This is a genomic window from Flavobacterium tistrianum, assembly GCF_003254545.1.
In the GTDB taxonomy this organism is placed as follows: Bacteria; Bacteroidota; Bacteroidia; order Flavobacteriales; family Flavobacteriaceae; genus Flavobacterium; species Flavobacterium tistrianum.
Genome location: NZ_QJRH01000070.1, coordinates 212365 through 225132, shown reverse-complemented (window position 1 = coordinate 225132; position 12768 = coordinate 212365). Strand labels below are relative to the sequence as shown.

Below are 12768 nucleotides of genomic sequence, written 5' to 3'. Positions count from 1 at the left end.
TTAAACAGAAAAAATGAAGCCTTTAGAAGATTATTTAATTATAGATTTCAGTCAGTTTCTTTCGGGGCCTTCGGCGAGTTTGCGCTTGGCTGATTTGGGCGCGCGCGTTATAAAAATTGAAAAACCGGGAACGGGAGATATCTGCCGTACTTTATATACTTCTGATTTGATTATGAACGGCGAATCGTCTGTTTTTCATACCATCAACAGAAATAAAGAATCTTTCGCAATTGATTTTAAACAGCCAAAAGAACTTCAAAAACTAAAAAAAATATTAGCCAAAGCCGATGTTGTCATGCATAATTTCAGACCTGGAGTTATGGAACGAATTGGTTTGAGTTATGAAGATGTAAAAAGCATCAATCCGAATGTGATTTATGGTTCAATTTCCGGTTTTGGAGAACATCCAGATTTGAAAGATTTACCAGGGCAGGATTTACTTTTACAATCTTTAACGGCTTTGACTTGGTTGAGTGGAAATCAGGAAGATGGTCCGGTACCAATGGGATTATCAATTGTAGATATGTTGGCTGGAGCGCATTTGGCACAAGGAATTTTAGCTGCTTTATACAGAAAAGCCACCCATAATATTGGCGCACAAATTCAGGTAAGTATGCTGGAATCGGCATTTGATTTTCAGTTTGAAACCATTACCACTTTTTTCAATGACGGCGGTGAATTGCCAATTCGAACTAAAACCAACAATGCACACGCTTATTTGGGCGCTCCATACGGAATTTACAAAACCAAAAACGGCTATTTAGCATTGGCAATGGGATCGATTTCTGTTTTAGCTTCTTTGCTAAAATGTGATGCTTTATTAGTTTTTCCTGAGAATAAATTTACGCTTAGAGACGAAATCAAAAATATACTTGCTGATCATTTGCAAACGCAGGAAACACAGTTTTGGCTGGACATTTTAGAACCCGCAGATATTTGGTGCGCAGGAGTTTTAAACTATCAGCAGTTGTTTGCAGAAGATGGATTTAAAGTTTTAAATTTTACACAGCAAGTCGAAATGCTTGATGGCTATACATACAAAACAACACGCTGTCCAATAAAAATTGACGGCGAATATCTGACATCAGGAAAAGGTTCGCCTAAACTAGGTCAGGACAATGAGAAAATTATTAAAGAATTTATAGACTGTTAATGGAAAAAATTAGAATCGCCGTTCGTAAATTCGATCCTTTCGAAAGTACACTTCGAAAATTATGGAATGCATTTTCACTTCAAAACAATATAACAATTGAAGCTGAAATGATCGCACTGGAACTTCATGACTTATATGAAACTACTATTTCAGAAAAAGGTTTAAAAGAAGGAAAATGGGATATCGCTCATATCAATACCGATTGGATTTTTGATGCTGCAAACGAAAATGCGGTTCTAAATTTATTTTCATTAATTGGAGAAAATCCACCAGAAAATTACCCTTTTGGATGGCATAAATCGCTGTTGCATTTACAAAAATTAAGCAACGGGATTTTCGGGCTTCCATTTCATGATGGTCCAGAATGTCTGATTTACCGAAAAGATTTATTCGAAAACGAAACAGAGAAAGCCAATTTTAAAAAACAATTTGGCTACGAACTTGCTACGCCAAAAACCTGGCAGGAATTTGCACAAATTGCGACCTTTTTCAATCGTCCCGAACAAAATTTGTACGGATGCGTTTTTGCCAATTATCCTGACGGACATAATATGGTTTTTGATTTTTGCCTTCAATTATGGACACGTGGCGGTTCTTTATTAAACAACAAAAATCAGATTGATATTCACAATGAAGCAGCAATAAAAGCATTGGATTTTTATAGAAAAATGGTCAATGACAAAAATGCTGTTCATCCAAAATCTCGTGAATTTGGTTCTGTTGAAGCTGGTTTGGCTTTCGCCGAAGGACAAGCTGCAATGGCAATCAATTGGTTCGGATTTGCTTCTATGGCAGAAGTGATCGAAGAATCGAAAGTGAAAGGAAAAATCGATATCACTTCTCTCCCATCCGATCCTGGTCATAAAACGGCTTCTTTGAATGTATATTGGTTATACACGATTGGTTCTGGAAGCAAACATAAAAAACTAGCGTATGATTTTTTACGATTTGCCACTACACCCGAAAGCGATAAATTATTAACTATGGAAGGCGGAATCGGATGCAGAAAATCAACTTGGAAAGACGAAGAAATTAATACTTTAATTCCATTTTATCATAAACTGGAAATGCTACATGAAAATGCACTGACACTTCCTCAAACACCAATCTGGCCAAAAGTAGCCGAACTTATTGACGGCGCTGTTTTAAAAGCCATTGAAACTGATATTTCATCAGATATACTTTTAGAGAAAACTCAAAAAAAAATAAAAGAATTAAGTCAAGGAACAATATTACACAGCTCTGTCAAAAATTAAAATTTGCAGGCTTAATTTCAAAATATAGTACACATGAATATTCCCTATAAACCTTTACTTCCCCAAACAGAACAGCCCATTGTGATTATTGGAGCAAGCGGTATTGTAAAAGATGCGCATCTTCCTGCTTATGAAATGGCTGGTTTTAAAGTTTTTGGCATTACCAACAGAACGATTTCAAAAGCTTACGATTTACAGAAAGAATTCAAAATCGATCATGTTTTTGAAAGTGTTGCCGATGCAGTAAAAAATGCGCCATCAAATGCTGTTTACGATATTACCGTCTTACCTGATCAATACATCGAAATTTTAGAGCAATTGCCTGACGGTGCAGCTGTTTTGATCCAGAAACCAATGGGAAATGATTTGGCTCAGGCACGCGAAATTGTAGAAGTATGCGAAAGAAAAAATTTGGTTGCTGCAATCAATTTCCAATTGCGTTTTGCTTCTTTTGTAAGCGCTGCCCGATATTTAATCGATCAGGGCATCATTGGTGAATTATACGATTTAGAATTCAAAGTAACTGTAAATACACCTTGGGAATTGTTTCCTTTAATTAAAGAACATCCGAGATTGGAGATTCTTTTCCACAGTGTTCATTATATCGACTGCATTCGATCTTTTTTGGGAAATCCGAAAAGTGTTTATGCGAAAACAGCTAAACATCCGCTTAAGAAATTATCGTCAAGCCGATCTACCATTATTTTGGATTATGGTGAAGATAAACATGTTGTCATCAATACAAATCACGATCATCATTTTGGTCCAAAACATGAAGAAAGTTACATCAAATGGGAAGGAACAAAAGGCGCTGTTAAAGCAAAAATGGGATTGTTAATGAACTATCCTGACGGTTTACCCGACGTTTTTGAGTACGCTTTGCCCAAAAAAGATAATGAAAATGAATACGAATGGACAGAAGTAAAATTGGAAGGTTCTTGGTTTCCAGAAGCTTTTATTGGCGCGATGTCCAATCTGATGCGTTATAAAGAAGGTTCTGACAAGATATTATCTGCAAGTGTTCAAGATGTGTTAGGCACGATGAAAGTTGTAGAAGCTTGTTACGAAAGCAACAAAAATGGAGGAATTTCTTTTTAATAAGTGTAATTAAAACACTATATTTCAAAACCAAAAAACAAAATTTAAGTCCTCTTCAAAACAAACCTGATTTTGAAATCTATTTGAAAGAGCTGACGAATAAAAAGAATAAATTATGTATTTCAAATCGACTTTTTTCGAAGATTATCAAATCGACGACAAACGAATAACTTTAGGCAGAACCATTACAGAAACCGATTTTGTTGTTCATGCCGGACATACTGGAGATTTCTTCCCTCATCACATGGACGAAGAATGGTGCAAAACTCAATCCTTCGGACAAAGAATTGCACACGGAACCATGGTTTTTGCCATCGGAATCGGATTAACCGCTTCTGAAATAAACCCTGAAGCTTTTTCTAGAGGATACGACAAAATGCGTTTTGTAAAACCTGTCCATATCGGCGATACTATTCACTCTGAAGTAACTATTTCTGAAAAAGGCGAAGCCAAACATCCAGAAATGGGAGCTGTCACAGAACATGTAGAAATCATTAACCAACGCGGTGAAGTCGTTTTGGTATGTGATCACCTTTTATTTGTTAAGAAAAAGTAAACTTTTTCTTGAAGTGACAAAGGAACAAAGTTACAAAGGGACAGAGGTTTCTCTTCTTTGAAAATATTCTTTTTGCCACTCAAACCTGAATACTAAACAAAAAAAAAGCAACAAAGAAACATAGATTTCCACACTTTGAGCCTTTGTTACTTTGTCACTTTGAACCTAAAAAAACTATCTAAACAATGCAAATTACAAACCAAGCTGGCGATCAACATGAAGTGCCATCAGAAGGCGGAAATCAAAAACAATATCTTCTGCCTTTTATTCTCGTTACATGTCTATTTTTTCTGTGGGGAATGGCCCACAATTTAGATTCAGTTTTAATTCCGCATTTGAAAAAAGCGTGTGAATTAAACAATCGTCAATCTACTTTAATTGATACTTCTGTATTCTTTGCTTATTTTATCATGGCAATTCCAGCGGGAATGCTGATTAAAAAGTTTGGCTATAAAAACAGCATTATAACTGGATTATTGGTTTTTGCTATTGGAGCATTTTTATTTGTTCCTGCTGCTAATACCAGAACTTATGAATTGTTTTTATTTGCACTTTTTGTAATTGGATGTGGTTTAACTATTTTAGAAACTAGTGCCAATCCTTATGCAGCGATTTTAGGGCCAGCAGAATCTTCTTCTAAAAGATTGAATTTAGCAGCTTCTTTCAACGGATTGGCTGCCATGGTTGCTCCTATTGTTGGTTCGTTATTTATTCTTTCAGGAACTAATCATACGCCAGAACAAATGGCTGCAATGCCTGAAGCAGAAAAAGCGGCTTATTTATTGGGTGAAGCGGCTTCTGTAAAAATGCCTTACATCGTTTTGGGGAGTATCTTAGTTTTAGTTGCGGTAATTTTCTATTTCGTACAATTGCCCTCAATGAAAGCAACTCATGCAGAAGCTGAAATCAAACCTGGATTTTTCTCTGTTTTAAAATTCAGACATTTAAGCTGGGGCGTTATCGCTCAATTCTTTTATGTTGGTGCACAGGTTTGTATTACGAGTTTCTTTATCAGAATTGCACAACAAGGAGCCGGATTAGACGAAAAAACGGCTGGATATTATTTAGGAATCTACGGTTTCCTTTTTATGGCAGGACGTTTTATTGGGACTTTCTTTCTACGTTTTGTAAAAGATTATGTTTTATTGTCGATCTACTGCGTAATGAGCGTTTTACTTTGTTTAGTAGCTATTTATGGTTCAGGAATCGTGGTAATTTACGCTCTTGGAGGAATTGGGTTCTTTATGTCAATTATGTTCCCAACGATATTTTCTTTAGGAATTAAAGGCTTAAAATCGAATACTGAAACGGGTTCTTCTTGGTTGGTAATGTCAATTGTCGGAGGTGCTATTATTCCTTACGGAATGGGAACTTTGATTGATATGAATCATGATGATATTCAGTCTGGATATATTATTCCTTTAGTTTGTTTCTTGATTATTCTTTCTTTTGGAGCTTTTGGCCATAAGCTGAAAACGGCCTCTGAATAGTTTTTTAGCCACAGATTATTTGGATTAAAAAGGATTTTTGTTTTGCCACAACCCGAGCGATAGCGAACTTGCGAAGCAATTGCACGAATTAGCAATAATTTTTTTTAAATATTTAAAAATATCAATTGCCTCCAGCTTTAGCTGGAGTTTTTTTGTTTATGCAAATAAAAGGCTTTAGCCAAACTTTTCGTCTAGTTTGGCTAAAGCCAATAAAGTAGAATCTAGTAACCTCCAGCTAAAGCTGGAGGTTACTAGATTCTAACTACAAATTAGCAAATAAAACACAAAAGCTCCAGAGGAGCGAAATATTTATAGCAAAAAATCCCAGCGCAAGAAAAAGCTACGGAGGAGCTACACAATATCATCACAATACGTTTCCCGCGGTTGAAACCGCGGGCTATATTCGAAATACATAATCGATATATTTTCTATTTTCTATTTTCTATTTTCTATTTTCTATTTTCTATTTTCTATTTTCTATTTTCTATTTTTCTTATGACATAAAATCAAAAACGCCTCCAAATTGGAGGCGTTTTCTTTTAGTCATGTTTATTAATGGTGTTTGCCATTACCGTGATCGTGGTTCTTGTCTGACTTATTTCCTTTGTTTTTTCCTTTATCATTTCCATAGTGGTTTCCGTTGTTGCCTTTTGGCTTTTCTCCTCTGTTTTTTTGAGGTTTTCCATGGTAACCTTTCGGATATTCAGCTCTATGTTTTGAATGATAGTAATAAGGCGAATCTCCTCTATAATCGGTCAAAACTACTTTGTATCCTGAATATAAATCATAGTTTCTATATCTTGACGGAAGTCTTCTTTCACGAACCCATTTTCCGCTGTTGTCATAAATGAATACACTTTGATTAATATCATAATACACATCGATGTCTGGCAAATAATAGTATCTGCTATTGTCGTAACCCTGCGGTCCCCAATTTGGAGGAGTACCAATATTTACATTTACTGATACCTGAGCTTGAGCAAAAAATGCACTCATAAAAAGCACTGAGGCGAATATTAACTTTTTCACGTCTTTAGAATTTAAATGTTAACTTTAATAGATACTAATCGAAATTAATGCCAAAGATTTGTGATTCAAGCATTCATTATACAAAATTACGAAACTAATCGACGAATAGTGTTTTTTAGACGATGTACTTTTCAAAAAACCGCCTCAGATTTTGAGACGGTTTTTATCATTATAAACAATTATTTCCAACCACCACCCAACGCTCTGTACAAATTAATAACAGCTTGCAATTTCTGGAGATTATCATTTACTCCGTTTAATTGTGCCGCTAAAAGGTTTTGCTGAGATGTTAATACATCTGTATAGTTAGTTGCCGAACTGTATTCTAAAAGTTCTTGCGTAAAATCTACTGCTTTCTCTAAAGCTGCAATTTGTTTCGCTCTAGAATCTTCTTTTTCAACAGCCATTTGATACGCATACAAGGCATTTGAAACTTCTTGACCAGCGACTAAAAGGCTTTGCTGGAAATTGTTGTATGCTTGCAATTGTTGTGACTGCGCTGTAGTCAATCTCATTTTATTTAAACCGTGATTAAATAAAGGCTGTGTTAATCCTCCAATAATCGAATAAAAAATAGAATGGCTGAAGAAGTCATTCAACTCTAAATTTGAAAATCCTGTACTTGCAGTAAGCGTTAAACTTGGGTAAAAATAAGTTTTAGCCAAATTAGTCGACTCAAAAGCGACTCTGAAATTAAATTCCGCTTGACGGACATCTGGACGATTATTCAACAATTGTGCAGGCATTCCGATTGCGATTTTTTCAGGAATAATCTGTGTCCCCAAAACTCCTCTATCAATAGGTCCAGGTCCTTGTCCAAGTAAAATATTCAAAGCATTTTCGGTTTCACGAATGCTTTGTTTCAAGTCTGGAATTAAAACTTCAGCTGCATGCTGGTTCGCTTCACTCTGAACAACAGCCGCACCAGTTACAATTGCTCCTTCCTTTAAAGCTTTAATGGTTTCAACGTTTTCGATACGACTTTTTAATGTTTCTTCCGTAATTTTTAACGATTCATCATAAGCTAACAATAAAAAGTAATTATTGGCAATATCAGCAATTAATTGCGTTTGAACTGCTTGTTTTGCAGCATCTGAAGCTAAATAGGTTGCTAGAGCTGCTCTTTTAGAACTGCTTAATTTTCCCCAAACATCAATTTCCCAAGAACTGCTTACGCCTAATTTGTAAGTAGTCGTTAACGTATTAATATTGATTCCCGACGGAAAGTTTAATGCTGCCTGAGATTGTTTGTTGTGCGTTACGTTTGCATCCAATTGCAAACTTGGGTAATAAGCCAATTTACTCTGACGCAAAGATGCTCTTGCTTGAACAATATTCTCAATTGCATTTTTTAGATTCAGGTTCTGATCTAATCCTTTTTGAATTAGTGCATTCAGCTTTTCATCTTTAAAAACAGTATTCCAAGGCATATCTGCAATTGTAGTCGAATCTGTTGTAGACTGATCACGATACAACTGGTCTGTTTTTAATGTTGTGGGACGTTCGTATTTCTTGGTAACAGAGCACGCACTAATAAGTGCGGCTGTCATTACCAGTAAAATATATTTATTTGAACTATTCGTCATTTTTGTTGTAATTTAAGTTTACTCTTTGTGAGCTTCTATTAAATGAATTTCGTCTTCATCGTCGTCTTCATCATCATAACCATCTTTTGCTGGACCGCTTACTTTTTCTTGTAAAGTTTGGAAAATGATAAACAGAACCGGAATAACAAATACTCCTAAAATTGTTCCGATCAACATACCTCCAACGGCTCCAGTACCAATCGATCTATTTCCCACAGCTCCTGCTCCAGAAGCAAACATTAGTGGAACTAATCCTAAAATAAAGGCAAACGAAGTCATCAAAATTGGACGTAAACGCGCTACTGCTCCTTCAATGGCTGCTTGTACAATTGGAAGTCCTTTTCTTCTTCTATCCAAAGCAAATTCGACAATCAAAATACCATTCTTCGCCAGAAGTCCGATCAGCATGATTAAGGAAATCTGCAAGTAAATATTGCTATTTAATTTGAAAATAATCGAAAATAAATACGCTCCTGCCAATCCAAACGGAATTGAGAATAGTACTGCAAATGGTAAAATGTAGCTCTCATATTGTGCACTTAAAAGGAAGTAAACGAATACCAAACATAAAAGGAAAATGAAAATTGTTTCACCGCCCGATGCTAATTCCTCACGTGTTAATCCAGAGAATTCATAACCATAACCTGCTGGAAGATTTTCTGCAGCCACTTCCTGAATAGCTTTAATTGCATCTCCAGAACTGTAACCTGGTTTTGGTGCTCCGGTAATCGAAATCGACGTAAATAAGTTAAATCTCGAAATAGATTCTGGTCCAAAAACTCTTGTCATTTTTACAAACTCAGTAATTGGCGCCATGTTTCCTGCACTGTTTCTAACGAAAATCTTATTCAACCCTTCCGTATTAGCTCTAAACTCTGGAGCAGCCTGAACCATTACACGATATTGTTTTCCAAATTTGTTGAAATTGGAAGCATACAATCCACCATAATAACCTTGCATGGTTGATAGAATCGTATTTACCGAAACTCCTGCATCTTTCGCTTTCGCTAAATTAATATCCATCATATACTGAGGGAAACCAGGGTTAAATGGCGTTGTTGCATATTGTATTTCTGGGCGCTCAGATAATTTTGCTAAAAACTCATTATTAACTTTATAAAATTCAGAAGTTGTGTGTCCACCTTTGTCCTGCAATTGGAATTCGAATCCGCCGCTTTGTCCGAAACCTTGAATAGTTGGAGGCGAAATAAAGAAAATATTGGCTTCACGAATACCGCTTGTTTTAGCAAAAAGCTGCCCGATTACATCATCAACACTAAGATCACGCTTATCCCAAGGATATAATTTTACAATAACCATACTGTAAGCACTACCAGCTCCAGCAGTAAAGTTCTGACCAACGATACGAAGGGTATTTTTTACTCCTGGAATTGTTTTCGCAATACTGTCTACTCTTTTTGCCATGATATCAGAACGTTCCATAGAAGCTGATGGCGGCAAGCTAATGTTAGCAAAAACAGTTCCCTGATCCTCAGAAGGAACGAAAGCTGATGGAGTCGTCTTCATCATATAAACTAAAGCTACACCTGCTATTACGATAGAACCTACTGCAATCCATTTTTTAGCAGAAAGGAAACTTACGGAACGTTTGTATCGTGCCGTAACATTATCGAATGCGACGTTAAATGAAGTATAAAAACGCTGTAAATAACTTTTATGTTTATGATCATCGGCGTGCGGTTTCAACAAAAGCGCACATAAAGCCGGACTCAAAGTCAAGGCGTTTACTGCCGAAAGAATAATCGCAACTGCCAGCGTAATACCAAACTGCTTGTAGAAAACTCCTGTAGATCCTGTAATAAAGGTTACCGGAATAAATACAGCGGCCATTACTAATGTAATCGAAATAATCGCTCCCGAAATTTCATCCATCGCATGAATAGTCGCTTTTTTAGCCGATTTATATCCGTGATCGAGTTTGGCGTGAACGGCCTCGACGACAACAATCGCATCATCGACCACAATACCAATGGCGAGTACCATTGCGAAAAGCGTCAATAAGTTAATCGTAAATCCGAATAAATTCAGGAAGAAAAACGTTCCTACAATCGCAACCGGAACCGCAATCGCTGGAATTAAAGTTGATCTAAAATCTTGAAGGAAAATAAATACTACGATGAAAACCAAAATAAACGCTTCAATCAAAGTATGAATTACCTTTTCTATAGAAGCATCCAAGTTTTCGTTAACGTCCACCATGATGGTGTATTTCATACCTTTAGGAAAACTTTTCGCAGCTTCTTCAATCAGTTTTTTAGAATTGATGATTACATCACGCGCATTAGAACCAGGAGTCTGGCTAATTGCCATTGCTGCAGATTCTACTCCATTTGTTTTAATCGTTTGAGCATAACTTAAAGATCCTAACTCTACTTTTGCTACATCTTTAAGTCTCAGCATCTGTCCGTTTCCAACAGATTTGATAACAATATCTTCAAATTCCTTAGCGCTTGTCAAACGTCCTTTGTATTTAATTACATATTGAAATGCCTGATTTCCGTTTTCACCAAATTTACCTGGTGCTGCTTCGATATTCTGCTCTGCTAAAGCTGCAGAAATATCACTTGGAATCAGTTTATATTGCTGCATTATATCTGGTTTCAGCCAGATTCTCATAGAGTAATCTTTTGCACCAAAAACGGTTACATCTCCTACCCCAACAACACGCTGAATTTGCGGTACAAGGTTAATCTTTGCATAGTTCTGAAGAAATGTCTGATCGTAAGCTTTATCATCACTGTATAAGGAGAAAATCAATAAGTTACTACTCTGACTTTTAGTTACCGTAACCCCTGCTTGAGTCACCTCTACAGGCAGTAAACTTGTAGCTCGAGAAACCCTGTTCTGAACGTTTACCGCCGCTAAGTCAGGATTAGTTCCTACTTTAAAGAAAACTTTGATCGATGCGTTACCATCATTTGTAGCTGTAGAAGTCATGTAAGTCATGTTTTCTACACCATTAATTTGCTCTTCCAACGGAATCACGATACTTTTCAGCACCACATCGGCATTGGCTCCAGTATAACTTGCGGCTACGTTAACCGTTGGCGGTGCGATATCCGGATATTGGGAAATCGGTAACTCGATTAGGCCTAAAACACCTAAAATAACGATAATAACAGATATTACCGTCGAGAGTACGGGTCTTTGTATAAATCTTTTAAACATTTTTTTTATTTTAAATCGGCGTAAACTGTTTCCTGGCTTTGATTTTGGGCTTTAATTTCAGTTCCTTCTTTTAGAGAAGCCACTCCTTCTAATACAATTTGGTCACCTGCTTGCAAACCGCTGGTTACTACGTAATAATTTCCAGCTGTATTTTCAAGTACAGTGATATTAGCATTTTTTGTTTTACCGTCTTTTCCTAAAACTACCGCGAACATTTTATCCTGAAGTTCAAATGTGGCACTTTGAGGAATGATGATTCCATCTTTTACTTCTTTTGGAATTCTAACCGTTGTGCTGCTTCCGCTTCTGATAATTCCCTTTGGATTTGGGAAACGTGCTCTAAAATTTACTGTACCAGTTTCTGTATTGATTAATCCGTTTACAGTTTCTATTTTTCCTTTTTGATCATAAGTCGAACCGTCTGAAAGCAACAAAGAAACTTCTGGCATGCTTTTTATTTTTTGGTTTAATGAACCTCCTGCGTCTTTAGTAAAATTCAGCAATACTTTTTCATTCATTGCAAAATATGCGTACACATTACCAATACTTGAAACTGTTGTTAAAGGTTCAGCGGTATTAGAACTTACCAAACTTCCTAAACGGAAAGGAATCGAACCTACAACACCATTTACAGGACTAGTTACTGTAGTATATCCCAAATTAACTTTAGCATTTACTAAAGCCGCATTTGCCTGAGCTAACGATGCCATAGCCGATTCATAAGTATATTGAGCCGACTCTAAATCGTATTTGCTGATAATTCCTTTTTCAACCAATGGCTTCACTTTGTTGACAGCCAATTTTGCTGTACTTACTTCTGCTTGAGCACTTTTTATACTTGCGGTTGCAGTACGAACTTGCTGTTCGTATTCTGGAGCGCTGATTTTAAATAATGGCTGTCCTGCTTTAACTACTGCACCTTCATCAACAAAAATTTTATCAATATAGCCTTCAACTCGTGGACGAATTTCTATGTTTTGCTGTCCTTGAATACTAGCAGGAAAATCGCTATTCAATGTCGCTGATTTTGTCTGTAAAGTCACAGTCTTATATTCTTTAATCTGCGGGGCACCTCCGGCTTGAGCCGATTTATCATTTTTACCGCAAGAAGCGATAATAAGTGATGCTGCGAGAATGCTTAAAAATGATTGCTTATTCATTGTGAAAAATGTGTAATTATCGATTATATGTGAACAAAAGAAATAAAATATAAGATACGAAATTTTTCAAATAGACGAAGAGCAAATAACAATCGATAAAGGTAAGTTGAGAACCGATGGATTTTTTTCAAATATTAAACAAGTGTTTAATTTTTATCTTATCGGCTTTAAAATGCTTTTTAGAGATTCTGAATTAGGTTTTAGCGATTCCCATAAATTTGTATTCGAATAAAATGTAATATTGTCCTTAA

The 12768-nt window shown here is 36.2% G+C and carries 9 protein-coding genes; 5 read left to right on the top strand and 4 right to left on the bottom strand.

Annotated features, from left to right (window positions below):
- Positions 1-13: 13 nt before the first annotated feature.
- The 5 genes from DMB71_RS14505 to fucP all read left to right on the top strand — a co-directional run bounded on the left by DMB71_RS14505 (position 14) and on the right by fucP (position 5553).
- Positions 14-1153, top strand: coding sequence for a CaiB/BaiF CoA transferase family protein (locus DMB71_RS14505; protein WP_111367253.1), 1140 nt, complete (start codon positions 14-16; stop codon positions 1151-1153).
- Positions 1153-2409 carry an extracellular solute-binding protein gene (locus DMB71_RS14500; RefSeq protein WP_111367251.1) on the top strand — a complete coding sequence of 419 codons (1257 nt, stop codon included), beginning with the start codon at positions 1153-1155 and terminating at the stop codon, positions 2407-2409. The genes DMB71_RS14505 and DMB71_RS14500 overlap by 1 nt, the downstream gene beginning before the upstream one ends.
- 33 nt (positions 2410-2442) lie before the next feature.
- Complete coding sequence (locus tag DMB71_RS14495) at positions 2443-3507, top strand: Gfo/Idh/MocA family protein (RefSeq protein WP_111367249.1); 1065 nt, start codon at positions 2443-2445, stop codon at positions 3505-3507.
- A gap of 115 nt (positions 3508-3622) precedes the next feature.
- Positions 3623-4063, top strand: coding sequence for a MaoC/PaaZ C-terminal domain-containing protein (locus DMB71_RS14490; protein ID WP_111367247.1), 441 nt, complete (start codon positions 3623-3625; stop codon positions 4061-4063).
- 185 nt (positions 4064-4248) lie between these two features.
- On the top strand, positions 4249-5553 hold the full coding sequence (gene fucP, locus DMB71_RS14485; RefSeq protein ID WP_111367246.1) for an L-fucose:H+ symporter permease: 1305 nt from the start codon (positions 4249-4251) through the stop codon (positions 5551-5553).
- Between the two features lie 552 nt (positions 5554-6105).
- Here the strand turns inward: fucP and DMB71_RS14480 are convergent.
- The 4 genes from DMB71_RS14480 to DMB71_RS14465 form a co-directional block, all read right to left on the bottom strand.
- Positions 6106-6582, bottom strand: coding sequence for a hypothetical protein (locus DMB71_RS14480; protein WP_111367244.1), 477 nt, complete (start codon positions 6580-6582; stop codon positions 6106-6108).
- Positions 6583-6761: 179 nt separating this feature from the next.
- Positions 6762-8168, bottom strand: a complete 1407-nt coding sequence (locus DMB71_RS14475; protein WP_111367243.1) for an efflux transporter outer membrane subunit — start codon at positions 8166-8168, stop codon at positions 6762-6764.
- 18 nt (positions 8169-8186) lie between these two features.
- Positions 8187-11357, bottom strand: coding sequence for an efflux RND transporter permease subunit (locus tag DMB71_RS14470; protein WP_111367241.1), 3171 nt, complete (start codon positions 11355-11357; stop codon positions 8187-8189).
- Positions 11358-11362: 5 nt separating this feature from the next.
- Positions 11363-12517 carry an efflux RND transporter periplasmic adaptor subunit gene (locus DMB71_RS14465; RefSeq protein WP_111367239.1) on the bottom strand — a complete coding sequence of 385 codons (1155 nt, stop codon included), beginning with the start codon at positions 12515-12517 and terminating at the stop codon, positions 11363-11365.
- Positions 12518-12768 lie beyond the last annotated feature (251 nt).

Excerpts from the sequence above, each read along its gene's own strand:
- DMB71_RS14505 (WP_111367253.1), top strand. The coding sequence starts at position 14 with ATGAAGCCTTTAGAAGATTATTTAATTATAGATTTCAGTCAGTTTCTT.
- DMB71_RS14500 (WP_111367251.1), top strand. The coding sequence starts at position 1,153 with ATGGAAAAAATTAGAATCGCCGTTCGTAAATTCGATCCTTTCGAAAGT.
- DMB71_RS14495 (WP_111367249.1), top strand. The coding sequence starts at position 2,443 with ATGAATATTCCCTATAAACCTTTACTTCCCCAAACAGAACAGCCCATT.
- DMB71_RS14490 (WP_111367247.1), top strand. The coding sequence starts at position 3,623 with ATGTATTTCAAATCGACTTTTTTCGAAGATTATCAAATCGACGACAAA.
- fucP (WP_111367246.1), top strand. The coding sequence starts at position 4,249 with ATGCAAATTACAAACCAAGCTGGCGATCAACATGAAGTGCCATCAGAA.
- DMB71_RS14475 (WP_111367243.1), bottom strand. The coding sequence starts at position 8,168 with ATGACGAATAGTTCAAATAAATATATTTTACTGGTAATGACAGCCGCA.
- DMB71_RS14470 (WP_111367241.1), bottom strand. The coding sequence starts at position 11,357 with ATGTTTAAAAGATTTATACAAAGACCCGTACTCTCGACGGTAATATCT.
- DMB71_RS14465 (WP_111367239.1), bottom strand. The coding sequence starts at position 12,517 with ATGAATAAGCAATCATTTTTAAGCATTCTCGCAGCATCACTTATTATC.